Below are 25,073 nucleotides of genomic sequence, written 5' to 3' on the forward strand. Positions count from 1 at the left end.
GTCAATGATAGAGGCGGCAGCATTTGTGATTGCTTTTTTCTTCGCAATGAATATCGGCGCAAGCGGAACAGCGGCAGCGATGGGCCCTGCTTACGGAAGTGGAGCGATTAAAAGGAAACGAGTGGCGATGCTTCTTGTGGGCGCTTGCGCTTGGCTTGGCGCGCTAGCAGGTGGCGAAGTCGTGCGTACGATCGGCGAAGGGATTCTGCCGCCTACCGTGATGCAAATGGAAGTCGTTGTTATTGTGTTAGCTGCGGCTTGTTTTACCTTATTTTTTGCCAACCTAATTGGCATTCCCTTGTCAACGAGCGAAGTCGTTGTCGGCTCCCTTGTTGGGGCTGGCCTTGCGTACCAAGCTCTATATTGGCAGTACTTGCTTGTGATTGTGAGCTTTTGGATTGTCATTCCGTTTGCCGCGTTTTTTCTCGCATTCGGGGCTGGAAAAATGATCAAAAAGTATCAAGCCCATTTGCCCTTTTTGCGTGGCGATGGAAAATGGCATAAGCCTCTCACCTTCATTTTAATTGCTTGTGGTTGCCTTGAAGCTTTCTCAGCTGGGATGAACAATGTGGCCAATGCTGTCGGCCCTCTTGTCGGGGTAGGGGCGCTAGATGTGACAACGGCTGTTATTGCTGGTGGATTTTTTGTTGCCCTTGGCGCCTTGTTGCTCGGCGGAAAAGTGCTCGAGACCAATGGCAAACACATTACCAATCTTTCGCTGCTGCAAGGAAGTACAGTCTCCTTTACGGGTGGAGCGCTTGTGATCATTGCTTCGATTTTTGGTCTTCCTGTGCCCCTGACGCAAATTACGACTGCGGCCATTGTCGGCATCGGCACAGCGGAAAACGGATTTGTCTTATGGCAGAAGTCTGTCATAAGACGGATTATTAAAGTTTGGATTGTATCACCTTTGTTTGCGTTGGCTGTTTCCTATAGCTTGATTTTGCTTTTCCGCTCGCAAGACTATTATACGCTTGTTGTAATTGTCAGCGTTTTTATCGCGACAGTAGGCGCAATCAGCTTATACCGTTCCGTCCGCCAAGACAAAGAACAAACGATGCGTGATGGGGAAGGCATATAAACATTTTACATAAGGGGACTTAGCAATGACAAAAACGAATTCAAATCTTGTTTGGCATGAAGCAAGTGTCAGCAAACAGGAAAGGCATGCACGCCATAACCATAAAGGCTGCGTGCTTTGGTTTACAGGACTTTCAGGCTCAGGAAAATCGACGCTCGCCAACGCTTTAGACCGTTCATTGTTTGATGCAGGGCTGTCAACATACGTACTAGACGGCGACAACATCCGCCATGGCTTAAATAAGGACTTAGGTTTTTCCGATAGAGATCGGCAGGAAAACATCCGCCGTATTGGAGAAGTTGCCAAATTGTTTGTTGATGCTGGTACAATTGTATCGACAGCCTTTATTTCGCCGTTTCAATCGGATAGAGACCAGGCAAGGGCTCTACTGGCAGACGGCGAATTTGTAGAAGTGTACGTGAAATGTCCCCTTGAAGAGTGTGAGCGCCGTGATGTCAAAGGACTTTATAAAAAAGCGCGTAATGGGGAAATACCTCAATTTACTGGCATTAGTTCCCCTTATGAGGAGCCGGAAACGCCTGAAATTACCGTCGATACGAGCGTACAAACAGTGGAAGAATCAGTAGAACAAATCATTGGCTGGCTAGAAAAGCATCATATTCTCACTCGGTGAACAGGCAGGCAAAGTAAACGGAAGGCAGTGATAGCAATGGCACAAAAGGGAACGGTTTATTTAATTGGTGCAGGGCCGGGCGATTGTGGTTTATTGACGGCAAAGGGGCTTGACATTCTTCGCCAGGCGGACGTTTTATTATACGACCGTCTTGTCAACCCACTTTTGCTAGAAGAAACCAAACCAGGGGCTGAGCTGCTGTATGCAGGCAAGCTGCCGAACCGCCATATTCTTCGCCAAGAAGCGATTCATGACGAAATGGTGCGCCATGCCCAAAAAGGAAAATGCGTCGTCCGTTTAAAAGGCGGCGATCCAAGCGTATTTGGGCGCGTTGGCGAAGAAGCAGCCTTTCTCGACGAATACGCCATACCTTACGAAATCGTTCCTGGGGTGACAGCAGGAATTGCGGCGCCGGCTTATGCAGGCGTTCCCGTAACCCATCGCCTTCACGGCGCCAACTTTGCCATTGCGACAGGGCATAGCCGCAGAGACACCGGCTTGCCTGAAATCGATTGGAATGGGCTTGCCTCCATCGACACGGTTGCTTTTTATATGGGCATTAAACACTTGCCCACCATTGCAGAAAATTTAATCACACATGGCCGCCCAAAGGACGAAAAAGTGTTGTTAATTCAATGGGGGACAACGAGCAAACAGCGGACTCTTACCGCCGACTTAGGCACGATTGCCCGAAAAGCAGAAGCGGAACAGTTCACGAATCCGGCGATTGCCCTCATTGGTGATGTTGCAGGCCTTAACCAAGGAAAAAGTTGGTTTGAGCGTAAACCATTGTTTGGTTCGTTTCCGCTAATTGCCAATAGTGACGGTGCTGCCCAGCTTGCATCTTTATTAAAAGAAGAAGGGGCTGAAACGTTTGTATACCCCCGTTTCCATGAGGTAGAGGAGGAAGCCCCGCTTATTCATTGGGAAACGGCTACAGACATTGCCTTCTATGATGAGAAGGATGTCATTGTCTTTTTTCGATGGCTCCAAAAAAGAGGACTTGATATCCGTACCCTCTCTGCCCAATTTAGCGGTGAAACGGATTCGGCGGTGCAGGCTCTTCAACAACGTGGGCTTGCCCCTGTTCAGGGGAGCAGACCAATAGGGTCAGACCGACTCTTTTTAAGCCGAGGGGGCTTAGGTGGCAAGCCTGGCTGGAAACACATTCAAACACGGGAGCGAACCGTTGCCCCATCCACGCAAACGACGATAAACCGTCTACTCGATGAAGGGCACTTGACTGATCTTGTCTTTTTAAGCCGTGAGTCCGTTGAATGTTTTTGTGAAGCGTTTGCTGCGATTGGCAGAGAGAAGGAGATAAGCGAGTTAACTGTGCTTTGTTTAAGCGATGAAGCGGAAAAAGCAGCGATTTCCTATGGTTTGTCGCCGCAAATTAAGCAATCGGTACTGTCGGCATGGATGGAGGGGAACTATGCAGGCGATTTTATATGTGGGCCACGGTAGCCGAGTCAAAGAGGGAAATGACCAGTTTCGTGCTTTTATTAAAAAAGCCAAAAGCGATTTTTCCGGCGATTATTTCCAAACGGAAGCGTTTATTGAATTGAGTAAACCGACGATTGCCGAAGGGATTGATCGGTGTGTACAAAACGGGGCAACGGCAATTGCCGTCATTCCTGTATTGTTATTGACGGCCAACCATGCGAATATGGACATCCCACAGGAAATACAAGCGGCTAAGAGGAAATATCCCGACATTGTATTTGCCTATGGCAAACCGTTTGGCATTCAAGCGGATGTCGTTGATGTTGCTTTAAAGCGGCTTGCTGATGCAGGGCTGCCACTGCTTGCGGAGGAAGGCAAACGGCAAGAAGGTACGACTGTTCTTGTGGTCGGCAGAGGATCGAGTGACGGCAATCAACCAAGTGATGTCGCTAAAATTGCCCGTTTGCTCTATGAGAAAACAGCATGTGACAATGTCGAAACGTGTTTTATGGCAGCAACAACGCCGACAGTGGCCCAAGGGTTAGCCAAAGTGGAGAAACTTGGTGCGCAGCGTGTTTATGTGCTTCCGTATTTGCTCTTTACCGGCATTTTAATGAACGAATTGGCGGATACGTTGGCAGACAGAAAAGGAAACACAGACACTGCTTATGTGTTATGCGAATTCCTTGGGAGCGATGACGGGCTGGCCCCTGTTCTGGTAGGCCGCGTCAATGAGGCGCTTCGTGAAATAAAAGGGGGATGCGGATGAGTGCGTTGCCGTTTATGCTCGAGCTAAGCATGTTAAATACCGTCATAGTCGGCGGGGGGCAGCTTGCTTATAAGCGGGCGTTAAGCATCATTGAAGCAGGCGGACATGTAACTGTTGTGGCGCCCACACTTCATCCGCAGCTCCACGCGTTAGCGTTAGCCGAAAAGCTGCGTTGGGAAGCACGTTATGTAAGTGGAGATGAATGCTTTCTCGCTGATTTGCTTTTCCTCTGTACCGATCAGCCACTTTTGCACCAACAGTTGTTGCAAAACCGTGCCCCGCGTCAGCTCGTTTATGTTGGCGACCAAGCACAAGCAGGCCATGTTTATGTGCCAGCTAAAATTGAAAAAGGGTTGCTCACTGTTAGCATCTCAACAGCAGGAGCAAGCCCAAGTTACACCAAACGAATAAAGGGGCAAATCGCGAACATGTTGCCAGAGCATGCTGCCGAAGAACTTGCATTTCTCCAGAAAGCACGGGAGCTTGTATTAGCGAGCAATGGTGGAAACGGGGAAAAACGCGCGCTTTTGCAAGAGCTTGCTTCACCAGAACGCCTGCAAGATGAAAGGCGCGAGCAATGGCTAGATGACCAACTGCGACGGATAGCCGAAGATAACCAAAAATGAAGACGATACGAGAGGTGGATTGTGGTGCAGCTCCAGACGACAAACAGCCCATTCAGCCAAGAACAAATAGAGCTTTTAAATAAGTTGCTGCCAACGCTAACCGCTACGCAGAAAAGCTGGATAAGCGGTTATTTGGCAGCAACAGCAAACACGGTTCTTAGTGAAGCAGCGACAACGGTACCAGCTGAACTTAGCGCACCGAGCGAAGCTGCCCAGGAAAACAAAGAAGTGACTGTGTTATACGGTTCACAAACAGGAAATAGCCAACAGCTTGCTGAAGAAATTAGCCGCAAACTGGAAGACAAAGCGTATCATGTGACATTGGCATCGATGCATACATATAAGCCAAAAAACATAAAAGACGTTACGAATTTACTTCTTATTGTTAGTACGCATGGTGAAGGCGAACCGCCAGATAACGCTATTGCTTTCCACGAATTTCTGCTTGGGCGCAAGGCGCCGAAATTGGCGGATTTGCATTTTTCAGTGCTCGCTTTAGGGGACTCATCTTATGAATTTTTCTGTCAAACAGGCAAAGAGTTGGACCAACGCTTAGAGGAGCTTGGAGGAACGCGCTTGTATCCTCGTGTTGATTGCGACATTGATTTTGACGAGGATGCAGCTGAATGGATGGCAGGTGTTGTTGCTGGCCTTGAAAAAGCAACGGGTACGTCGTCGGCGAGTTCCACAGCTCTGCTATCACCAGATACCACGGCTACTACTTACAGCCGTACAAATCCTTATCAAGCAGAAATACTTGAAAATATCAATTTAAATGGCCGTGGTTCAAACAAGGAGACGCGCCACTTGGAGCTTTCTCTTGAAGGGTCGGGATTTACATTTGAGCCTGGCGACTCGGTTGGTATTTTTCCGGAAAATGACAGTGATTTGGCTGATCAGTTGATTGCCAAAATGGGTTGGAACGGTGATGAATCGGTGCCAATTGGCAAGCAAGGCGATGTGTTGCCATTGCGGGAGGCGCTAATCCGTCATTTTGAAATAACGGTTTTAACAAAGCCTTTGCTCGAAAAAGCGTCGCTGCTTTCCAAAAACAATGCTTTAAAGGAATTAGTGGCAGCTGGCAATGAACAGCAGCTTCGAGCTTACCTAGAAGGACGGGACATTCTTGATTTGGTTAGGGATTTCGCTCCATGGGAAGGAACAGCAGGAGACTTTACCGCTATTCTCCGCAAAATCCCGCCACGTCTGTATTCGATTGCTAGCAGCTACCGTGCAAATGAAGACGAAGTCCATTTAACTGTTGGCGCTGTCCGCTATGACGCTCATGGGCGTAAACGGGCAGGTGTTTGCTCCGTACAATGCGCTGAGCGCAAAGCGCCAGGGGAGACATTGCCCATTTTTATTCAGCGTAATCCAAATTTTCGCTTGCCTGAGAATGGGAGCACACCGATTTTAATGGTCGGTCCAGGAACAGGAGTAGCTCCTTTTCGAGCCTTTTTGGAAGAACGGGAAGAGACGGGGGCAGAGGGGCCCGCTTGGCTATTTTTTGGAGATCAGCATTTTTCGACTGACTTTCTATACCAAACGGATTGGCAGCGCTGGATGAAAGAAGGCGTATTAACGAAAATGGATGTCGCTTTCTCCCGTGACCAGGACGAAAAAGTCTATGTGCAGCACAAAATGTTAGAAAAAGCCGATGAAGTGTTCCAATGGCTAGAAGATGGCGCTGTTCTTTATATTTGTGGCGATGAAAAACAAATGGCGAAAGATGTCCATAAAACGCTCGTTTCGATTATCGCCCAACAAGGCAACCGCAGCGAAGAAGAAGCAGAAGCCTATCTCAGTCACTTACAGCAAAATAACCGTTACCAGCGCGACGTGTATTAATGGAGGGAGAAAATAATGGCAGACCAAAAATTTGCACCGACACAAGATGGACCTCCTAGTGATGTCGAACGCATTAAAGAAGAAAGCAATTATTTACGTGGCACTTTAGCAGAATCATTAAACGAACCATTAAGCGCCGGCATCCCAGACGACGACAACCGGTTAATGAAATTCCATGGCAGTTATTTGCAAGATGACCGTGATTTGCGTGAAGAGCGGCGCCGACAAAAGCTTGAGCCGGCCTATCAATTTATGGTGCGCGTCCGTCTTCCTGGAGGGGTCGCCACACCGAAACAATGGCTGGCTATGGATGATCTAGCCCATCGATACGGCAATGGCACGCTTCGGCTAACGACACGGCAAACGTTCCAAATGCATGGCATTTTAAAATGGAATATGAAGAAAAACATCCAAGGCATTAATGCTGCTTTAATGGATACGATTGCTGCTTGCGGCGACGTCAATCGAAATGTGATGAGCACGCCCAATCCGTACCAATCTGAAGTCCATGGTGAAGTCTACGACTGGGCGAAAAAATTGAGTGAAGCGCTATTGCCAAAAACAAGGGCTTATCATGAAATTTGGCTTGACGAAGAAAAAGTCGCGGGCACGCCTCAGCAAGATGAAGTAGAACCAATGTACGGACCTCTTTATTTGCCAAGAAAATTTAAAATTGGCGTTGCCGTTCCACCTGCAAATGATGTGGATATCTTTTCACAAGACATTGGTTTTATAGCCATTTTGGAAGAAGGCAAGCTAACCGGTTTTAATGTTGCGTGCGGTGGAGGAATGGGCATGACACACGGCGATACAAAAACCTACCCGCAACTTGGCCGTATTATTGGCTTTTGCGAGCCTCAGCAAATCATGGATGTTGCTGAAAAATTGATTACGATTCAACGGGATTATGGCAACCGTTCCGTTCGGAAGTATGCCCGATTTAAGTACACGATTGATCGCCGTGGCTTAGACTGGTTAAAAAACGAGTTGCACGCACGCCTTGGCTGGGAGCTAGGAGAAGCACGCCCCTTTCAGTTTGATCATAACGGTGATCGCTATGGCTGGACGAAAGGAGTAAAAGGGCGTTGGCACTTGACGTTATTTATCCAAAATGGCCGGATTCAAGATACAGACGATTACCAACTAATGACTGGCTTGCGCGAGATTGCTAAAATTCATACAGGAGAATTTCGTTTGACTGGCAATCAAAATGTGATCATTAGCAACATAACGGCCGCGAAGAAAAAAGCGATTCAAGCCATTGTCGAAACCTATCGGCTGACAGACGGCCAACATGTCTCAGCATTGCGCCGAAACTCGATGGCTTGCGTTGCTTTTCCGACATGTGGCTTAGCAATGGCTGAATCAGAACGGTATTTGCCTTCGCTCATTGATAAACTGGAGTTTATCCTCGATGAAGCGGGCATCCGCGAAGAAGACATCGTCATCCGCATGGCTGGCTGTCCTAATGGCTGCTCACGTGCTGCATTAGCCGAAATCGGTTTTATTGGTAAAGCGCCAGGTAAGTATAACCTTTATCTTGGCGGGGGATTTGCTGGGGAACGCTTGAGCAAAATGTACAAAGAAAATATCGGCGAGGCGGAAATTTTAGAAACATTGGAACCGATCCTATTTGCTTATGCGAAAGAACGAGAAGAAGGCGAGCATTTTGGCGATTTTGTCATCCGCAAAGGCTATGTAAAAGCAGTCGAGTCGGGAACCGATTTCCATCAATAAAAAGAGAAGCTGCCATAAGCACTGAGCTTAGTGGCGGCTTCTTTTTATGCCAGAGAGAAGTCAAGCGGTGATTTCCAAATTTTTCGTCATCTGCCGCAGCAACCATAGCAAACCAGCAATGAACGCTGCAGTGAGAAGAATCGACAAAAAGGGAGAAGACGCGAGGCCATCGCTCCAAGTAACCACGGGATCTGGCACGTCTAAGCCCCAAAAGCGGTTGTGGACAATGACGACTGCAACACAAAGCATGACCATGCCAAAACCAGCATAAGGGTTAAATTTATAGTACCCGGCGCTAATGAACCAACCTAACAAGTAGAACAGGAAAAAAGTCGAAAGCATCGCTACAGTTTGGATGAAAAGCGATTGTTCCATAAAGGGCCACGTATGACTGAGTTCCCAACCGGCAACGAAGTAGACGAGCCGTTCCAGGCCGTACAAGATAAGTCCAGCTATGGTCATAACAATGGCCAAGCGCGCGCTGGCTGACGCCATGCCTTTAAAGTAGTCTTTGCGCGTAACGCCGTTCGATACAAAATATTCTAAGAAGCCCCTCATAGACATCAAACCAAGAATCAAAAAGAAAATCCGCGTTGATTGCAAATAGCCTTGCAGAAGGGACCAGTCATAGGTTGATAGATGATTGAGCAAAACGACAATAACGAGAAAGATGCCAATAAACATTGCCGTATACCATTTACTCCATTTCACAAACGTATGCAATGTCGCCTTAGCAACAAGTGTGCTTTTATTCATTATGCTTCTCCCCTGTCAAATGGATAAATAGTTCTTGCAAAGCAACTGGGCCAATTTGCAAACCTTGTCGTTCGGCCTGTGATCGCTCTGTTTCAGTTAACTCTCCATAGACCATTGCCGACTTTGTCTGTCCTAGTATCTGTTCATTTAGTACTTTCTTTTCTCGTGTAAATCCATCAACTGCTGCGGCATCGCCCGTAATCGTCGTTCCCCTCGACAACAATGACTCTGTACGATCATGGAGCATGAGGGAACCTTGATGAAGAATGAGAACGTCTTCTAGCATCGAAGCTACTTCGGAAATAAGGTGTGTGGACAGGATGATCGTCCTCGGACGTTCCATATATTCATTGAGTACTTCTTTATAGAAAATATCCCGAGCTGGCGCGTCCATCCCTAAATAAGCTTCGTCAAATATCGTAATGGGTGCCCGGCTTGCTAGTCCGATGATGACATGGGCGGCAGACTGCATCCCCCGTGACAATTTATTCATTGGCGAATCAATAGGCAGTTTAAACCGTTCTACAAGCGTCATTGCATATTCCCAATCAAAATGGGGACGAAAGAGGGCAACGCCTTTTAAATAATCTTCTAATCGATCTGAATCTGAATCCATTTTGACATCGCGAATAAAGCTGATGTTCTCAACAACTGCTCTGTTCTCAAACACGTCCTCGCCATTCACAGTAATCGCTCCACTTGTCGGGTTTCGGAATCCCGCCAATAAGGACAATAGCGTCGTTTTTCCCGCGCCATTCCGACCAAGCAATCCATAGATTTTGTTCTGTTCAAGTGTAAACGAGACATTGTCAATAATCGTTTTGTCCGAAAGACGTAGCGTCAGCTGTTTCGCTTCAATCACAGGGTCAATCATTCTATTTCGCCTCCTATCGACTTAATCATTTCTTGTAACTCTCCGTCAGTAATGCCAAGTTTTCGTGCTTCTTGCAGCATGCTGCGGACATAACTTTCTTTAAACGCCTGTTTTCGCTTTTTAATAAGCGTGCTTCTAGCTCCGCTTTTGACGAACATGCCAACGCCTCTTTTCTTGTACAAAATGCCATTGTCAACCAATTGGTTAAATCCTTTTAAAACCGTTGCTGGATTGATTTGATAAGCAGCCACTAGCTGGTTCGTTGACGGGACTTGTGCTTCTTCTGTCAGTGTGCCATTCACAATGTCATCTTCAATCATCTCCCGTATTTGTTGAAAGATAGGTTTGTTTTCATCCAGTGAAGATTTCATGTGACCCCTCCTTTCTTGGAATGGTAGAGAGCATGAAGATGGGCAGTAGGAGTTTGTTATTTGGTTAGCTGGTTATGTAGTTAACCATATATGAGAAGGAGCTAATTGTCAAGTGGGTAGAAAGCTCAAATGAAAGGAAAAGCACCCAAAGCGTAATGCTTTAGGTGCTTGATTGCTTGCCGTTATCTTTGTTGGAGTAGTGTTCTCTCCCTCATGGGGGAGAGATGATGTGATTTGTCTAATTGATTTGCTTCAGCGTCTATTTATCTCTAAATCGCTTTACAGATCAGTGCCCCCAAAACAAAGCAGCTGGTGCGTACGCAAATCCTTCCATTATACGCCGTGCTGTCCTGGCGACAGCTGCTTTTTCAATCGTTGGTTCGATGCCGTTTGCTTCTTTGACGGACACATGAAACTCCATTGTGCCAGAAGGGTGTCCCACACGGACGGTTTCCTCCATTTGAGCATGATCAGAACAGCAGTCGTGGACGACAGTGCCCTGTAGTTTAGAAGCAACAGCCGTGCACAGCCCGCCTGTGACAGGAAATGTTTTATGCATCTGTTGCATCGACATTGCTCGGCCAACGAAATCAATATTTGCCTTATGAACAGACTGTCCGGCAGCTGCTTGGTATTCTTGTGCTTCAGAAACGATGATTAATTTCGGGCTTGCAGGTGTCAAGTGGGCAGCGTCTGACGGTTGGGCGACAAAACCTAATTTCGTTGCCGCTGTTCCCCGTATTTCCTCAAGCAGAAACAGTTGCTCTTGAGTCAGCTGCTCGGGAAGTTCTACTCCTGTCATTCCTACTGCAGAAGCGTTTATAAAAGCCACTGGCGTAGTAACATCGACAATGCTCGTTTCTATTTTGCCATGCGAGCAATCAAGCCAATCTTTTCGTGCGCCTGTTGGAAACAGGGCACCCGTTTTTGCTCCAGCAGCGTTTTGAAAATCAAGCATAATTTTAGCACCGCCGCCGGGGACGCCGTCAATATGAAAGTTCCCCACTTGCTTGGCGCGTCCGTTTTCTACGGGTACATGGGCGATGATGATCCGATCTGTATTGGTGTTATGGATACGAACTTTTGTATAGGGTTCTGTCACGCAAACAAGCCCTTCGTCGACGGCAAACGGTCCAACGCCGCTAAGGATGTTCCCGCAATTGGTATTGTAATCGATATGGCCAGTGCCAATCCCCACTTGGCCGAATGTATATTCAATGTCAGCTGCTGACAAAGGAGACGGACGGACCATCGCAAACTTGCTTGTTAAGGCGTCTGCTCCGCCAAGGCCGTCAATTTGCCGTGCATCCTGCCCATAGATGGACAGGATGACTTGGTCGCGTACGTTAGGGTCTTCTGGCAGCTCGTTTTGTAAAATAAAGACACCTTTACTTGTGCCGCCGCGAATAATGGCAGCGCGTATGCGTTCATATTCTCTCATCTTTTTCACTCCTAATGGTTATTGTTCTTTTTTACAGCCCGAGCAAGTTAGTCGGCCAGTAAACACCGAGCAGGGAGCTAGCGGCTGAAATCCCGATCAGTACGATTGCGACAGAAAGGGCAGTCTTGATAAATGGCATTTTCGATTCAAACATCAAGAAAGCGACGAGAAACAGCGAAGTGGCAATCAACATGCCTACAAGATAAATGAACGCAATGTAGCCAAGAAGCCACGCCATATAGCGTAGTGGCCGGGCGATGGAAACGACCGCCCTTGAACTTGATGCGTTTTCTTTTCGATAACGGATAATTAAAACAACTAAGTAAATCGCTGTACAAACGGTTCCGGCAATTGAAACATACAGTGGAAAAAACTGTGCCAACCGTGAAAATTGCAAAGCGCCAAAAACAGCAAATCCAAAAACAAGCATCAAGAAACTAGTAAAACCAATATTAAGTAAGTCTTTTGTCATGAGGAGACCCCTTTTCCTGACTCAACGGATTTACTAAACTTTTTCATAATCGCCCCGCCTGACAACAATAGAACAATAAATAGAGCAAGGGCAATGACAAGTGGATTGCTAATCCACGACCAACCGTACCGCTCAATCGATATCCAATAATAGCGTTCAGCACTCAAAGCAAGGACAAACCCAATTAAGAGCGGCGGGCGTGGCCAATCTAGAATCGTCATCACGTAGCCTAGGAGGCCAATGGCGACGAAAACAATAAGATCGCCCCATGAGAAGTTTGATTGGTAAGCGCCTAGTACAAGCAGGACGATGAGAAACGGGACAATTTTTTCTCCAGGCACCATGCTAATCTTGGAGATTGGCCGGATAAGCAGCATGCACAGCAGTGCGCCAAAAATATTGGCAAAAACGAGCGTCCATACAATCGATAACGTTACCGGCAAATCGGCGCCAAGCATTCGTGGTCCTGCTTCTAATCCCATTAAGGTAAGCCCGCCTAGCAAGATCGCTGTTGTCCCAGAGCCAGGGATGCCAAATAAAAGCGTTGGCACAAGGGAGCCGCCTTCTTTGGCGTTGTTGGCGCTCTCTGGAGCAATGACGCCGCGAATGTCGCCTTTTCCAAATGAATTTCCTTTAACTGTTTTTTGGGCAGCGCCATAAGCAATCCAGTCAACAACACTGCCTCCAAGTCCTGGAACAAAACCAATCAACGTGCCGATAACAGCGCTGCGAAATACAAGGAATTTGTTGCGCAGCGCGTCCATAACCCCTGTTAAAACGCCTCTTTTTAAAGGGCCATGGTTAGAAACAGCGCCTTTGTTGGTCAACATCGTGATCATAATCGGGAAAGCGAAGATCGCTAATGCCACGACAGGCAAAGAGACGCCGTTTGATAAATAAAGTGATCCAAATGTGTAGCGGTATTCTGCGACAGCTGGGGCGCTGCCGATTGAGCCAATCAGCAAGCCGAGCAGTCCTGATATAATCCCTTTCATCGGCGATTTGCCAGCAAGCAGCCCAGCCATGCTAAGTCCTAGCATCGTCAACATAAATAACTCTGGTGAACTAAAAGCAGAGATAAGCGGGCGGGCGAACGGGATCGTTAAATAAAGGGCAAGGCCGCCAATGACGCCACCTACCATGGAACAAAAGAATGAGGCTCCCATAGCCCGGGAGGCTTGCCCTTGTTTAGCTAAAGGAAAACCGTCCATGATCGTTGCTTGGGACCCTGAAGTGCCGGGAATGCCAAGCAAGATTGACGGGAATGTATCGCCCGTATGGACGACAGCAACCATGCCAATCAGCAAGGCCATGCCGACAAATGGGTCGAGGCCAAACACAAAGGGTAGCAGCAAGGACATGCCTACCGTTCCGCTTAAACCTGGGAGAAGTCCTACAAAAATACCAATAAATATGCCAAGAAACATGAAGCCGATTCTAGATGGGTGCAACACGATAAGCAATGCTTCCCATGCAGCTTCGAGCATAGCAGTCGCCTCCTTTTTATGGATGGTGTCGTTTCAAAAGAAAGTTGAATAGATAGAGCAAGCATTCCCATTAAATCAAAGTTTAGTAATATCTACATCGTAGGTATCTAAAAGAAATTGGGAAACCCATTCTAATGTCTCAGGGGACATCGTTAACATCGAATCAATTCTTGTTTGCAGCTCGTCACCGACCAAAGGCTGATAATTTTCCAAAATTTCCTCTGATTGGGCCATGAATTGTTCGTCCTGGATAAGTGTTTCCATCGATGCTTGTAAAAGTTGTTGATGCTGTTCTGGTGCGTCTTCATGGATCCAAATGACTTTTTGCATCGTAAAGGAAGCACCTACAAATTGTTTATAGGCTTCCCATGCTTCGCCGACTGGTGCTGTCCCGTATAGATCGTAATGGATTTCTTCAATCGTGGGCAGGTCAGGAAACTGGGGATCTCTTACCAAATCACCGTCTTCATTCATTTGTCCAAGGCTGTAGAGGGGGACAGCGCTGCCTTCTTCGACTAAAGGGATGACATTCCGTTTATAGGCCGTTGTTGTTTGGTAGTCAATGTTGCTTTCCCCCTGTTCAAAGGCGACACGGGCTGGCCCCTTGCCTTCATAGCCAAGCACAGCCTTGACGTCAAGGCCAAGGACTTCAAACGACAATAGCGTCACAAGGTCCAACCCAGTTGGAGAAATGCCGGCATAGAAAAGCTCCCCTTGCTGTTTTGAAAGATCGTCCATTCCTAATGCCGCTAATTCGGGAGAAGTGTAGACAACGCCACCTGTAGGAGCGCCAATGATTGGCGTCATTTTCGACAAGTCGTATTTGACAGACGGCTGTTGGAGAATATACGGAATATGGGTGGAAGCACTTGTTGTTAAAATATTTCGTCCATTCGCTTGCCGCGAAAGTGCATATTCATTGGTCCCTGTGATGCTGCCTCCTCCAGGAATATTTTCCACTTGAACCCGTGGGGAGCCTTCAATATGTTTAGGAAAGTAGTTGGCCATAAAGCGGGCAAATACATCGGAACCACCGCCGGCCTGGTAGGGGACAACAAACGAAATGACTTCATTTTCATAGAGTGCGCCTTCGCTTCCTTCGTTGTCCGCCTGCTTGTCATTTGCTTGAATCGTATTACAGCCTGCAGCTGCAAACAATAATACAGAATAAGCTATTACGAGCCCAAACGTTTTTCTCATTCTTTCACCTCTTTTGCAATGTCTTGAATCGAATTGTAAGCGATTGCAAAACATAAGTAAAATAGTAGAATTCTATAAAATCCGATAAATATTTTTAATAATCATGTATAATAGGCACACAAAAACGGCAAGGGGGGCCCATAATGGACCAAAAAGATTGGGAGTTAATTAACGCGCTGTATAAATACAAAAATTTAACCAAGACAGCAGAAAAGCTATTTGTTTCACAGCCGTCCTTGAGTTACCGATTAAAACGAATGGAACAAGAATTTCAAGTGGAGTTGTTTTTCAAAACGAAAAAGGGGATCGGGTTTACGGCAGAAGGAGAATATCTTGCAGAATGCGCAAATGAAATGCTAGAGAAAATCCAACAAACAAAAGACCAGTTGCTGCATATGCAAAAGCATGTAAGCGGAACGCTTCGCATTGGTGCATCGAGCAATTATGCCCAATACTTACTGCCAAAAGTGCTCAAAGGGTTTTCAAGCCACTATCCCAATGTTCGTTTCCAAGTCCGGACAGGATGGAGTACGCAAGTATTAGAACATTTACAAAGTGCTTCTGTTCATGTCGGCATTTTGCGAAGTGACTTTACATGGCCAGGAGAAAAGCATCTACTGGGGGAAGAACAGCTGGCGCTCATTTCGAAGGAAAAGCTTGAACTAGGTACATTGCCTGAGAAGCCGTATTTAAGTTACCGGACAGACAGTTCACTTAAAGATACGATTCAGCATTGGTGGAACGACCGATTTGAGGAGCCGCCATACACGGAAATGGATTTAGATCGGTTTGAAACATGCAAGGAAATGGTCAAACACGGGCTAGGCTACGCGATTGTGCCGGGAATTTCCCTTTCAGAAAAAGACCAGCTTTACATAGAGCCACTCTACTATTTGGACGGGTCGCCACTTTTGCGTCGGACATGGCTATTAGCGAGCAGGGAGGCAGCAAAGCTGGCAGTCGTAAGGCATTTTATCGATTACATCTGCCAGTGGCAACAAGAGCGATCATAAAAAATTTTTATGAAATGTCAAAGAAAATCAATATTTCCCTCTATAACATTTTCCTAGTAGCCTAAAGGTAAGTCTTGTTAAGGAGGGTGCCATGGAGCCATTAGAGCTAGGCGTATTATACGGGGATGGAATCGGCTATGAAATCGTAAGTGCTTCTGTAAAAATTGTAAGCGCTGCCGCCGCAAAATCAGGTTTGGCTATTGACTGGCATGTGTTGCCAATGGGACTGGACGCAATTAAACAGACAGGTTCAAGCATGCCAGCGGAGACGGTACAAGCACTCGACAAACTCGATGGGTGGCTAATGGGCCCCCATGATTCACAGTCGTACCCAAAACAGCTACAAAACGTACGCAACCCAAGCGGAGAATTGCGGCACCATTTCGATTTGTATGCCAACATTAGGCCAGCTAAGTCGGAGCCGTATGTAAAAGGAGTGGTGGAACGCGCAGATTTGGTTATATACAGAGAAAATACAGAAGGGTTTTATGTTGACCGCAATATGTATAAAGGAATCGGCGAATGGATGGTAACAGCAGACGTTGCTGTAACAGCCGGTGTCTTTACGCGCAAAGCGATTGAACGTATTGCCCATGCTGCGTTTCGTGCTGCTCGGGAACGACGAAAAAAAGTGTCAATTGTCCATAAGGCGAATGTGATTTCCCTAGGATCTGGTTTGTTTTTAAACGTTTGCAAAGAGGTCGGCCACCACTATCCAGATGTGTCTGTTGATGATTACCACATCGATGCCATGTGTGCCCATTTGGTTAGGCGCGCTGCTGAGTTTGATGTCATTGTTGCAGAAAATATGTTCGGCGATATTTTATCGGATCTTACTGGAGAACTTGTTGGAAGTTTAGGGCTTGCCGGCTCGATCAATGCAAGTGAAAGCAAAGCAATGGCACAAGCGGCACACGGCTCAGCGCCTGATATTGCTGGCCTAGGTTTGGCCAATCCGATTGGAATGATTCGTTCCAGTGCAATGTTGTTAGGTTGGATTGGCAAAAAACATAAAAGCCAATTATGCAGCACTGTCGAGAGACGAATTAACCAAGGGGTTGCCGACACATTGGTAAGTGGAGTATGTACCAAGGATCTAGGCGGAACAGCAAGCACACAGCAATTTACAGATGTTGTTTGCGAGAAGATCGAGGAGGCGGAATGAGTATGAAAAAAACAGACGTCGATGTGGTTGTGTTAGGGACAGGAAATGCCGCCCTTTGTGCAGCGATTGCTGCAAAAGAGCAAGGGGCCAGCGTATGTATGTTGGAACGGGCGCCAAAGAGCAAGAGAGGCGGAAATTCGTATTTTACCGACGGAGCCATTCGTTGTGCATATGGTCGTTTTCAAGATTTACGGGCTGTTCTCCCGGATTTGGATGAGGAGCAGATCCAGCAAATCAGCATGCCTGACTATGGAGAGGAAGCGTTTATGGCCGACCTGTTGCGTTTAACGGACGGTCAGACAGATCAAAAATTAGCAAACCAGCTCGTGTCGCGTTCTTTTGATACGATTCAATGGATGATGAAACAAGGCGTGCAATTTACAGTCAATGAGAACCAATATTATGAGAAAGACGGGAAGCGCCAGTTTTGGGGAGGGCTGCCGTTAAAAACGAAAAACAAAGGAGTGGGGCTGGTTCAAGCTTTGTTTCAGCGTGCCGAAGCACTTGGCATCGACATCAAGTACGACGCAAAGACAACAGCGTTAAAACAAGAAGACCAATTAAAAAAGCTAATTGTTGAAATAGCGGGAGAACCTGTTGAAATCACAGCCAATGCCGTCATTTTCGCCTGCGGAGGATTTGAAGCCAATGCCAACATGCGCAAGACCCACCTAGGGAATGAATGGGAAAAAGCAGTCGTCCGTGGCACAGCCTTTAACACAGGCGAAGGGTTAACACTCGCCCTGAAAGCTGGGGCCGTCCGATATGGACAATGGGATGGCTGCCACGCCCATACGACCGATTATCATGCCCCAAAGACAGGCGATTTTAACAAGCCAGGGGACATTTATAAAAAATCATCTTATCCGTTAGGGTTGATTGTAAATGTAAAAGGAGAACGGTTTGTAGATGAAGGAGCCGATTTTCGCAATTACACGTATGCAAAGTATGGAAAAGAAACATTGAAGCAGCCTGAGCAAAAAGCATTTCAATTATTCGATGCACAAGTGAGCCCTAACCTCCGCAAGGAATACCACCTGCCAGAAGCAACCTGTTACAAAGCAGATAGCGTGGAGGAATTAGCAGAGAAAATGGACGTTTGTCCTGAGTCGTTAGCAAATACGATCCGTGCATATAACCAGGCAGTCCAACCGGGGCCGTACAATCCAGCGATAAAAGACGGGAAATGTACAAAAGGAGTGTGTCCGCCTAAATCAAACTGGGCGCTAACTTTTGAAAAAGCGCCATTTTATGCATTTCCGGTAACATGCGGCATTACATTTACGTTTGGCGGCATACACGTCAGCCCAGAAAGCGAAATTCTCGGCGATGATAAACGCCCAATTGCTGGCTTGTTTGCAGCCGGAGAAATGGTTGGCGGGCTGTTTTACCATAACTATCCTGGTGGTTCTGGTTTAATGGCAGGCGCTGTGTTTGGGCGGCTTGCTGGAGAACAAGCAGCTACCTTTTGCAATCGAACAAAACCGTTATCCTCGAAATCATAATGCTTCTTATAACAAGAACAAACAAGATTAGGAGACTCGAGTCCCTAGTCTTTGTTTGTTTCTTCTCAAGAGTACGATCAGCAAATCGTCTATTTCAAAGGAGTCTTGAAGGGAATGCACATGTTGTTTGTTCCCGCAGGCTATTTACGAAGATTACCACGGTAAAAGGGTGTAATAGAGCCAATTTTCCCTTCGCGCATCTGACAGTGCTAGCCATTATAAAAACGTTAGTCAATCGCTTTTTAATGTTTTTATTGAAAAAAACAATTTCTCCCCATTTTTCGTCTCATGAGTAACAAATCTCTTGACTACCACACTTGTATGGTAGTATGGTAGAATCGTATTCCACATTGTGTGCAGGCTACATTGGCATCCTCTTATTTCGTATTTTTACAGCCTATCCTGTAAGCGGATTCATGAAAAAGCCAAACTAATGGAAAGGGAAGTGGCGCATTTGCGAGCAATTGAAGTAAGAAAGCCAGGGGACATTCACGTAGTTGAAGTCCAAAAGCCAGAGCTTGAAACGGACAAGGATGTGCTGGTTAAAGTGCAAGCTGTAGGGATATGTGGTTCGGACATGCACATTTACCATGGCAGTAACCCGTTTACGGTTTATCCGCGCATTATCGGCCATGAAGTCGGAGGCATTGTTGAAGAAGTGGGGAGCGGTGTCCATGGCCTTCGTCGGGGCGACCGTGTAGCGCTTGAGCCCATTTCATCATGCGGCGTATGCTACGCTTGCAAGAAAGGCCGCCCGAATGTTTGCGCAAAGTTGGAGGTGTTTGGCGTACACCGTGATGGGGGGATGCGTGAATGGATGGTCGCTCCTGAAGCGAACTGGCACAAAGTAAACGGGGATTTGCCTTTTGAAGCAGCTGCTCTTGTCGAACCAATGACAATCGGCGCCCAGGCGGCATATCGTGGAAACATTGAGCCTGGAGACACTGTTTTTATCATGGGGGCAGGGCCGACGGGCATCGCCTGTTTAATCATGGCGAAGCAAAAAGGCGCAACGGTTTTCATTTCTGATTTACAAGCCAACCGACTCGATTATGCCAAACAAGTAGGCGCTGATTTTACGATTCATTTGCCGCATGAAAAGCCGGAAGCAGTCCTATTTGAAAAAACCGATGGCGAATTCGCGAATGTTGTCATTGACGCAGTCGGTACGAGTACCACATTTGCTGAAGCCGTTAAGCTTGCTTCAGTTGCTGGAACCGTAGTGACATTAGGATTCAATGAAACGCCCTCGGATATTCCGTCTTTGTTGTTAACGAAAAAAGAATTAACTGTAGCAGGCTCAAGGCTGCAAACAAACCAATTTCCCGACGTTATTAGGCAAGTAAATGAGCAAAAGGTTGACCCAGCCTCGATTATATCTCATCGTTTTGACTTTGATGAGGTGAAGAAGGCAATTGAGTTGCTTGAAAAGGAGCCTGCTCATGTCCGTAAAGCAGTGTTAATCTTTGAAAGAGAGGATGAGAGCAAGTGAGAATGACATTTAGGTGGTACGGAGAAAACAACGACAGCGTAACACTGGAGCAAATCAAACAAATCCCTGGAGTAGAAGGGCTTGTTTGGGCGTTGCACGATAAAGTGGCTGGCGAAGTATGGCCTTTGGAAGACATCATGCAAGTAAAGGAACAGGCCGACCGTTATGGGTTTCATTTAGATGTGGTTGAAAGCATTAACGTCCATGAAGATATTAAACTAGGCTTGCCGACGCGTGATGCATACATTGAGAATTATAAGGAAAGCATTCGCAACGTCGCCAAGGTCGGTGCGAAGGTGATTTGCTACAACTTTATGCCTGTGTTTGATTGGACACGCACAGATTTGTTTAAAGAAATGGAAGACGGGTCTACTGCTCTTTTCTATGAAAAAGCAAAAGTGGACAACATGGATCCCCGCGAATTGGTTCGACAAACGACAAGCAACGCGGCCTTTACGATGCCTGGCTGGGAGCCAGAGCGTTTGGCCCATATTGAAAAATCGCTCAAAGCTTACGAAAATGTGACAGAAGACGATTTATGGGAGCATTTGCAGTATTTCTTAGAGCAAGTACTTCCAGTTGCCGAGGAACATGGCATTCAAATGGCGATCCATCCTGACGATCCACCATGGTCTGTTTTTGGCTTGCCGCGCATCATAACAAGTGAGGCCGCCGTTGAGCGTTTTCTGCAACTGTCAAACAGCCCAGCCCATGGCATCACGCTATGCAGCGGTTCTCTTGGTGCAAACCCAGAAAACGATATTCCGAAAATTATTCGCCGTTTCCACGACCGAATTCCATTTGCTCATATCCGCAATGTCAAAATCTATGAAAATGGCGATTTTATCGAAACATCTCATCGTTCACAAGACGGTTCTGTTAATATTGCTGATGTCGTCAAAGCCTACCATGAAAATGGCTTTACTGGTTATGTGCGCCCTGACCACGGCCGCCATATTTGGAATGAAAAATGCCGTCCAGGCTATGGCCTCTATGACCGTGCTCTTGGCATCATGCATTTATGGGGACTTTGGGATGCGTATGAGCTTGAAGCAAAAAGGAGGCAATCGTAATGGCAGTTGGGCATGCGTCTTTAAAAGGGAAAGTCGCGGTTGTGACTGGCGGAAGCGGTATTCTTTGCCGGGAAATGGCAAAAGAGCTTGCTGCACATGGTATGAAAGTCGCGATCCTCAACCGAACAAAAGAAAAAGGCGAGGCAGTTGCCGAGGAAATTAAAGAACAAGGCGGAAAGGCGATTGCGCTAGCGTGTGATGTGCTTAAGGAAGAACAGGTCCAACAAGCGGCGTCTACGGTCAAGGAAGAGTTTGGCCCTTGTGATTTGCTTATAAATGGTGCTGGCGGAAACCACCCCGACGCCATTACGGATAAGGAGACTTATGAGGAAGGCGATTTGGAAAACGAATCAGCAAAATCGTTTTTTGATTTGTCGCCAAATGGGTTTGATTCCGTTTTTCGATTAAATTTGCAAGGTACCGTCATTCCGACGCAAGCCTTTGCTAAACAAATGCTCGGCCGCGGTGGTTCGGTGATCAATATTTCATCCATGTCCGCTCCATCACCGATGACAAAAGTCCCAGCCTATAGCGCTGCAAAAGCAGGCATTAACAACTTTACCCAGTGGCTTGCCGTTCATTTTGCTGACTCAGGCATTCGCGCCAATGCCATCGCCCCAGGCTTCTTTCTGACCGAGCAAAACCGCGCTTTATTAACAAATCCAGACGGTTCATTAACGGAGCGAGCAGAAAAAATAATCGCTCACACACCGCAGCGCCGTTTTGGCAAACCAGAAGATTTGCTCGGAACACTTTTGTGGCTTGCTGACGAAGACGCTTCGCGGTTTGTAACAGGCGTTACGATCCCCGTAGATGGAGGATTCATGGCGTATTCAGGCGTTTAAGGGCATGCCTATAAAAAAGAGGAGCTGACACTGGGTGTCAGCTCCTTTTACATGTAGTTCACCTAAAAACCAGGATCGCGGCGCTCTGCTTTTAATCCTTGCCAGCGTTTTGCTTCAGGCAAGTGTATGCCGAGTTGGTCAAGAGCGCGGTAAACGATATGGTCAACAAGATCATCAATCGTTTGCGGCTGGTTATAAAAAGCGGGCATTGGCGGGACGATATGAGCCCCCATTCGCGACAAAGCCAGCATGTTTTCTAAATGTATATCATTAAGTGGCGTTTCCCGTGTCATTAATAATAGCGGTTTTCGTTCTTTTAACATCACATCAGCGGCCCGTGTAACCAGGTTGTCTGCGAGGCCTGTCCGAATTGAAGCGAGCGTCTTCATGCTGCAAGGGGCGATCATCATGCCATCGACTTGAAAAGAGCCGCTTGAAACCGCTGCGCCTAAATCTTTAGGCGAATACGTATAATCGGCAAGCCGTTCAACATCTTTTACGGTAAAAGATGTCTCGGCTTGGATCGTAGCAGCAGCCCATGGCGACATCACCAAATGGGACTCCACTTCTGTTTTTTGTAGTTGCTGGAGCAAACGTATGCCAAAAATGGCCCCTGTAGCCCCTGTCATTCCTATAATCAGTTTCATTCAGACCACTCCGCTTCATCATTCTCTCATGCAAGTATATGTGTGTTCTTCGTTTCTATTTCAGTATGATCGATTTTAGCTAAACAAGAAAGAGGTAGCAGCCAATCTATCATACTATAGCTGTGTTTATAAATCATATGGTGGGCGCGATCACTTCGCGTGGGAGTGGGTCTTTTTTGTATGCATCTTGTTTCTTCCACAGCAATAGCGACAGGAGCTATTCCAGCAGTGCTTTGGCTCCATTCATTACTAAGGGCATACTTTGTTTAACGAATGATTCCGCACTTATTTGACGCCCCTCCTTGTTCCAAACGTAAGCCAATCCATACATCCCCCAACTTAACATAATAGAAGCTGTATTGATTAAGAATTGCGCGTTTGAACTTGATAGCATCTTGTCTTTGTCTATAAAGGAAAGAAGTATCGTTTGGATTTTTTCCTTTATTTGAGTTTCAAATACAGCTCCGAGCGATGCATTCCTTCTTTTGCACATAGCGCTTAGATCCTTGTGAAAATCGCATACACCCAGAAAGATGCTCTGAATGGTTTCTTCATTTAATACTTCGTGACCGCAAATTCTACGATTTATGATTGTCATAAATGATTCCATTAGTCTAGCCTCAAGAATTTCGAATTTATCTATGAAGTGCGCATAAAACGTTGCTCTGTTAACAGTAGCCCGCTCTGCTATATCTTTAACGGTGATCGATTCAAAATCTTTTTCTTGAATTAATGAAGCAAAAGCGTCTTGAAGAAGTCGCCGTGTACGTATCACACGAGGATCAGCTTCATTCTTTTTAGTTGTCATTGTTAAAATCTCCCCCAATAAAACGACATTATAGAAAGGGTGTTGTTTATACAACGGTTCATGGCTATTGATGATTGCTCACCATCTGGTTGGAATTATAACATATGAATACAACGAATGTTGTTCAAGCAACAAATGTTGCATAGATACGAACTCAGAATACTTCTTTTCCAAAAGGAGGAGGGAAACATGTTGGTTTCACAAACAAGAGATTGAGGCTTCGGCTGTCATTGTAGTACTGGAAGATTGGAGAGTCATAACGTGCTAGTATCGGTGCCACTCATGCTTGTTACCGCGCAAAAGGCGGCGAAGTCCGGTCATCCGACGACGAGGCCGGCAGTCGATGATGCACTTTTCTTTAACAAAATGTTTAAGGGGTAATTTGGAAAAATGGTTATTTAAAATACATCGGGAGAGTGAATGATGAAGAGCGCATGGAAAGTTTACGTTCTAGCCTTGATTAGCTTTTTAGTTGGAACATCCAATTACGTCATTTCTGGGATATTAGACCGGATCGCAGAGACGTTAGGAATAAGCGTTGCGACAGCAGGCCAGCTTATTACGGTTTATTCCCTGGCCTACGCGGTCGTTACACCTATATTGATGGCGCTGACGGCCAAGATGGACCGGCGCAAGCTCCTTCTTTATTCGCTAGGTCTCTTTATTGCCGCAAATTTGCTGACATATATATTGTCCGGCTTCGGTCTTTTCATTGCCGCGAGAATCATTACGGCAATAGGCGCCGGGGTAGTCACCGTTAACGCGCTCAGCATCGCCGCCAAAATCGCTCCGTCCGGCAAGCAGGCCAGCGCCATCGCTAACGTTACTATGGGCATTACCGCATCGCTCATCATCGGCGTCCCGCTCGGCAGAATGGTAGCCTCGGCTTTTGGCTGGAAAGCGATATTTTTGGTCATCGCAATTGTCGGGGCCATCTCCATGCTTGTCATAGCTGCAGTTTTTCCACGTATGAAGGGCGACAAACCTGTTCCACTAATCAACCAATTTGCTTTGTTAAAAAAACCTCAGGTTCTGGTAGCTTTAGCGATTACGTTCTTCTGGTTGGGAGGATATTCCCTCGCCTATACTTACATCACCCCTTTTCTGCTAGAGGTGACTCATATAAATGAATCATTGATAAGTGCAGTTCTGTTTGTGTTCGGCATTGCCAGTTTAATTGGTTCAAAAGTCGGTGGCTACAGTACGGATAAACGTGGCATCAAATTCACGCTTATTTCAGGGATGGTGCTTCATGTCATTTCGTTGCTTTTGCTAGCCTTAGTCGGGCAATCGGTCATCGCCGTATTTGCCATTTTGATCCTCTGGTCTTTTGCCGCCTGGTCATCCGCACCTGCGCAGCAATTTAACCTGGTCTCTCTTGTTCCTGAATCCTCAGGAGTAATGTTGAGCTTGAACAGTTCCATGATGCAGCTTTCCATGGCTGTTGGCGCAGGAATGGGTGGGCTGATCGTTAACCGTATTTCTTTGGCATCCATTACTTGGTTCGGGGTACTCGGCGTACTTATCGCCATCATTGCCGTGTTTGTTTTGTTCAGCACGGGGCTACGGTATTCGGCGGCGCAGTCAGCGGATAAAAAACTGCAGTGATGCATATATGTTTTCCGCTGGACCGATATTTCTTGGCGACATGGGACGGATTGGTATATTGGTCAACGGCACATAGTGTTTTTGGTCGAAAAGGCGCTGCAAACTGGTTAACGCTTGTCGAACTAGAATCAATGCCAACCAAATAAAAAACAAGGCCTATCGATCTCGTAAAAAG

Annotated in this window: 23 protein-coding genes; 14 read left to right on the plus strand and 9 right to left on the minus strand. The window is 46.6% G+C overall.

Translation table 11 applies throughout. From position 1 onward, the window contains the following. The first annotated feature begins 4 nt into the window (after window positions 1-4). The 7 genes from V5G21_RS12415 to cysI are packed head-to-tail and all read left to right on the plus strand — an operon-like array spanning window position 5 to window position 8,141. Window positions 5-1,081 carry an inorganic phosphate transporter gene (locus V5G21_RS12415; protein ID WP_095326749.1) on the plus strand — a complete coding sequence of 359 codons (1,077 nt, stop codon included), beginning with the start codon at window positions 5-7 and terminating at the stop codon, window positions 1,079-1,081. 25 nt (window positions 1,082-1,106) lie between these two features. Continuing rightward, window positions 1,107-1,715, plus strand: a complete 609-nt coding sequence (gene cysC / locus V5G21_RS12420) for an adenylyl-sulfate kinase (RefSeq protein WP_011245469.1) — start codon at window positions 1,107-1,109, stop codon at window positions 1,713-1,715. Between the two features lie 36 nt (window positions 1,716-1,751). Next, entirely contained in the window at window positions 1,752-3,182 is a 1,431-nt protein-coding gene (gene cobA / locus V5G21_RS12425) for a uroporphyrinogen-III C-methyltransferase (RefSeq protein WP_035205185.1), read from the plus strand. Further along, entirely contained in the window at window positions 3,151-3,930 is a 780-nt protein-coding gene (locus V5G21_RS12430; protein WP_035205183.1) for a sirohydrochlorin chelatase, read from the plus strand. The genes cobA and V5G21_RS12430 overlap by 32 nt, the downstream gene beginning before the upstream one ends. Further along, window positions 3,927-4,556, plus strand: coding sequence for an NAD(P)-dependent oxidoreductase (locus V5G21_RS12435; RefSeq protein WP_035205182.1), 630 nt, complete (start codon window positions 3,927-3,929; stop codon window positions 4,554-4,556). The genes V5G21_RS12430 and V5G21_RS12435 overlap by 4 nt, the downstream gene beginning before the upstream one ends. Before the next feature lie 24 nt (window positions 4,557-4,580). After that, window positions 4,581-6,404: an assimilatory sulfite reductase (NADPH) flavoprotein subunit gene (locus V5G21_RS12440; protein ID WP_338464798.1), complete on the plus strand. Its 1,824-nt coding sequence runs from the start codon at window positions 4,581-4,583 to the stop codon at window positions 6,402-6,404. A gap of 15 nt (window positions 6,405-6,419) precedes the next feature. Next, window positions 6,420-8,141: an assimilatory sulfite reductase (NADPH) hemoprotein subunit gene (cysI, locus tag V5G21_RS12445; RefSeq protein ID WP_011245474.1), complete on the plus strand. Its 1,722-nt coding sequence runs from the start codon at window positions 6,420-6,422 to the stop codon at window positions 8,139-8,141. 60 nt (window positions 8,142-8,201) lie between these two features. Here the strand turns inward: cysI and V5G21_RS12450 are convergent, their stop codons facing one another. The 7 genes from V5G21_RS12450 to V5G21_RS12480 all read right to left on the minus strand — a co-directional run bounded on the left by V5G21_RS12450 (window position 8,202) and on the right by V5G21_RS12480 (window position 14,742). Continuing rightward, a complete protein-coding gene (locus V5G21_RS12450) occupies window positions 8,202-8,897 on the minus strand; it encodes a hypothetical protein (protein WP_011245475.1) in 696 nt (231 codons plus the stop codon). Beyond that, complete coding sequence (locus V5G21_RS12455) at window positions 8,890-9,771, minus strand: ATP-binding cassette domain-containing protein (protein ID WP_011245476.1); 882 nt, start codon at window positions 9,769-9,771, stop codon at window positions 8,890-8,892. Before V5G21_RS12455 ends, V5G21_RS12450 begins: the two co-directional genes overlap by 8 nt. After that, window positions 9,768-10,142: a GntR family transcriptional regulator gene (locus tag V5G21_RS12460; protein ID WP_011245477.1), complete on the minus strand. Its 375-nt coding sequence runs from the start codon at window positions 10,140-10,142 to the stop codon at window positions 9,768-9,770. Before V5G21_RS12460 ends, V5G21_RS12455 begins: the two co-directional genes overlap by 4 nt. Window positions 10,143-10,428: 286 nt before the next feature. Beyond that, entirely contained in the window at window positions 10,429-11,583 is a 1,155-nt protein-coding gene (locus tag V5G21_RS12465) for a 2-methylaconitate cis-trans isomerase PrpF family protein (protein ID WP_011245478.1), read from the minus strand. A 31-nt stretch (window positions 11,584-11,614) separates the two neighbouring features. Further along, window positions 11,615-12,055: a tripartite tricarboxylate transporter TctB family protein gene (locus V5G21_RS12470; RefSeq protein ID WP_011245479.1), complete on the minus strand. Its 441-nt coding sequence runs from the start codon at window positions 12,053-12,055 to the stop codon at window positions 11,615-11,617. Next, window positions 12,052-13,542 carry a tripartite tricarboxylate transporter permease gene (locus V5G21_RS12475; RefSeq protein WP_011245480.1) on the minus strand — a complete coding sequence of 497 codons (1,491 nt, stop codon included), beginning with the start codon at window positions 13,540-13,542 and terminating at the stop codon, window positions 12,052-12,054. Before V5G21_RS12475 ends, V5G21_RS12470 begins: the two co-directional genes overlap by 4 nt. 75 nt (window positions 13,543-13,617) lie before the next feature. Next, on the minus strand, window positions 13,618-14,742 hold the full coding sequence (locus tag V5G21_RS12480) for a Bug family tripartite tricarboxylate transporter substrate binding protein (protein ID WP_011245481.1): 1,125 nt from the start codon (window positions 14,740-14,742) through the stop codon (window positions 13,618-13,620). Between the two features lie 143 nt (window positions 14,743-14,885). Here V5G21_RS12480 and V5G21_RS12485 point away from each other — a divergent pair, with 143 nt between their 5' ends. The 6 genes from V5G21_RS12485 to V5G21_RS12510 all read left to right on the plus strand — a co-directional run bounded on the left by V5G21_RS12485 (window position 14,886) and on the right by V5G21_RS12510 (window position 21,835). Then, on the plus strand, window positions 14,886-15,755 hold the full coding sequence (locus V5G21_RS12485; protein ID WP_011245482.1) for a LysR family transcriptional regulator: 870 nt from the start codon (window positions 14,886-14,888) through the stop codon (window positions 15,753-15,755). A 91-nt stretch (window positions 15,756-15,846) separates the two neighbouring features. Beyond that, entirely contained in the window at window positions 15,847-16,920 is a 1,074-nt protein-coding gene (locus V5G21_RS12490; RefSeq protein ID WP_011245483.1) for an isocitrate/isopropylmalate dehydrogenase family protein, read from the plus strand. Between the two features lie 2 nt (window positions 16,921-16,922). After that, a complete protein-coding gene (tcuA, locus tag V5G21_RS12495) occupies window positions 16,923-18,425 on the plus strand; it encodes an FAD-dependent tricarballylate dehydrogenase TcuA (protein WP_011245484.1) in 1,503 nt (500 codons plus the stop codon). Window positions 18,426-18,879: 454 nt separating this feature from the next. Continuing rightward, complete coding sequence (locus tag V5G21_RS12500; RefSeq protein WP_011245485.1) at window positions 18,880-19,917, plus strand: zinc-binding alcohol dehydrogenase family protein; 1,038 nt, start codon at window positions 18,880-18,882, stop codon at window positions 19,915-19,917. After that, window positions 19,914-20,990 carry a mannonate dehydratase gene (gene uxuA, locus V5G21_RS12505; RefSeq protein WP_011245486.1) on the plus strand — a complete coding sequence of 359 codons (1,077 nt, stop codon included), beginning with the start codon at window positions 19,914-19,916 and terminating at the stop codon, window positions 20,988-20,990. The genes V5G21_RS12500 and uxuA overlap by 4 nt, the downstream gene beginning before the upstream one ends. Beyond that, window positions 20,990-21,835: an SDR family oxidoreductase gene (locus V5G21_RS12510; protein ID WP_011245487.1), complete on the plus strand. Its 846-nt coding sequence runs from the start codon at window positions 20,990-20,992 to the stop codon at window positions 21,833-21,835. The genes uxuA and V5G21_RS12510 overlap by 1 nt, the downstream gene beginning before the upstream one ends. Window positions 21,836-21,897: 62 nt before the next feature. On the opposite strand, the gene V5G21_RS12515 is transcribed toward V5G21_RS12510, so the two are convergent. Both V5G21_RS12515 and V5G21_RS12520 read right to left on the minus strand, forming a co-directional pair. Next, entirely contained in the window at window positions 21,898-22,482 is a 585-nt protein-coding gene (locus V5G21_RS12515; RefSeq protein WP_011245488.1) for a non-oxidative hydroxyarylic acid decarboxylases subunit B, read from the minus strand. A gap of 217 nt (window positions 22,483-22,699) precedes the next feature. Continuing rightward, window positions 22,700-23,290, minus strand: a complete 591-nt coding sequence (locus V5G21_RS12520) for a TetR/AcrR family transcriptional regulator (protein ID WP_035205163.1) — start codon at window positions 23,288-23,290, stop codon at window positions 22,700-22,702. A gap of 423 nt (window positions 23,291-23,713) precedes the next feature. Here V5G21_RS12520 and V5G21_RS12525 point away from each other — a divergent pair, with 423 nt between their 5' ends. Further along, on the plus strand, window positions 23,714-24,898 hold the full coding sequence (locus V5G21_RS12525; RefSeq protein ID WP_338464799.1) for an MFS transporter: 1,185 nt from the start codon (window positions 23,714-23,716) through the stop codon (window positions 24,896-24,898). Window positions 24,899-25,073: the final 175 nt, after the last annotated feature.

The sequence above is a fragment of the Shouchella rhizosphaerae genome, from assembly GCF_036700015.1.
In the GTDB taxonomy this organism is placed as follows: Bacteria; Bacillota; Bacilli; order Bacillales; family Bacillaceae_D; genus Shouchella; species Shouchella rhizosphaerae.

What these genes read in the sequence shown, in the direction of transcription:
- V5G21_RS12415 (WP_095326749.1), top strand. Translation starts at nt 5, where the DNA reads ATGATAGAGGCGGCAGCATTTGTGATTGCTTTTTTCTTCGCAATGAAT.
- cysC (WP_011245469.1), top strand. Translation starts at nt 1,107, where the DNA reads ATGACAAAAACGAATTCAAATCTTGTTTGGCATGAAGCAAGTGTCAGC.
- cobA (WP_035205185.1), top strand. Translation starts at nt 1,752, where the DNA reads ATGGCACAAAAGGGAACGGTTTATTTAATTGGTGCAGGGCCGGGCGAT.
- V5G21_RS12430 (WP_035205183.1), top strand. Translation starts at nt 3,151, where the DNA reads ATGCAGGCGATTTTATATGTGGGCCACGGTAGCCGAGTCAAAGAGGGA.
- V5G21_RS12435 (WP_035205182.1), top strand. Translation starts at nt 3,927, where the DNA reads ATGAGTGCGTTGCCGTTTATGCTCGAGCTAAGCATGTTAAATACCGTC.
- cysI (WP_011245474.1), top strand. Translation starts at nt 6,420, where the DNA reads ATGGCAGACCAAAAATTTGCACCGACACAAGATGGACCTCCTAGTGAT.
- V5G21_RS12450 (WP_011245475.1), bottom strand. Translation starts at nt 8,897, where the DNA reads ATGAATAAAAGCACACTTGTTGCTAAGGCGACATTGCATACGTTTGTG.
- V5G21_RS12455 (WP_011245476.1), bottom strand. Translation starts at nt 9,771, where the DNA reads ATGATTGACCCTGTGATTGAAGCGAAACAGCTGACGCTACGTCTTTCG.
- V5G21_RS12460 (WP_011245477.1), bottom strand. Translation starts at nt 10,142, where the DNA reads ATGAAATCTTCACTGGATGAAAACAAACCTATCTTTCAACAAATACGG.
- V5G21_RS12465 (WP_011245478.1), bottom strand. Translation starts at nt 11,583, where the DNA reads ATGAGAGAATATGAACGCATACGCGCTGCCATTATTCGCGGCGGCACA.
- V5G21_RS12470 (WP_011245479.1), bottom strand. Translation starts at nt 12,055, where the DNA reads ATGACAAAAGACTTACTTAATATTGGTTTTACTAGTTTCTTGATGCTT.
- V5G21_RS12475 (WP_011245480.1), bottom strand. Translation starts at nt 13,542, where the DNA reads ATGCTCGAAGCTGCATGGGAAGCATTGCTTATCGTGTTGCACCCATCT.
- V5G21_RS12480 (WP_011245481.1), bottom strand. Translation starts at nt 14,742, where the DNA reads ATGAGAAAAACGTTTGGGCTCGTAATAGCTTATTCTGTATTATTGTTT.
- V5G21_RS12485 (WP_011245482.1), top strand. Translation starts at nt 14,886, where the DNA reads ATGGACCAAAAAGATTGGGAGTTAATTAACGCGCTGTATAAATACAAA.
- V5G21_RS12490 (WP_011245483.1), top strand. Translation starts at nt 15,847, where the DNA reads ATGGAGCCATTAGAGCTAGGCGTATTATACGGGGATGGAATCGGCTAT.
- tcuA (WP_011245484.1), top strand. Translation starts at nt 16,923, where the DNA reads ATGAAAAAAACAGACGTCGATGTGGTTGTGTTAGGGACAGGAAATGCC.
- V5G21_RS12510 (WP_011245487.1), top strand. Translation starts at nt 20,990, where the DNA reads ATGGCAGTTGGGCATGCGTCTTTAAAAGGGAAAGTCGCGGTTGTGACT.
- V5G21_RS12515 (WP_011245488.1), bottom strand. Translation starts at nt 22,482, where the DNA reads ATGAAACTGATTATAGGAATGACAGGGGCTACAGGGGCCATTTTTGGC.
- V5G21_RS12520 (WP_035205163.1), bottom strand. Translation starts at nt 23,290, where the DNA reads ATGACAACTAAAAAGAATGAAGCTGATCCTCGTGTGATACGTACACGG.
- V5G21_RS12525 (WP_338464799.1), top strand. Translation starts at nt 23,714, where the DNA reads ATGAAGAGCGCATGGAAAGTTTACGTTCTAGCCTTGATTAGCTTTTTA.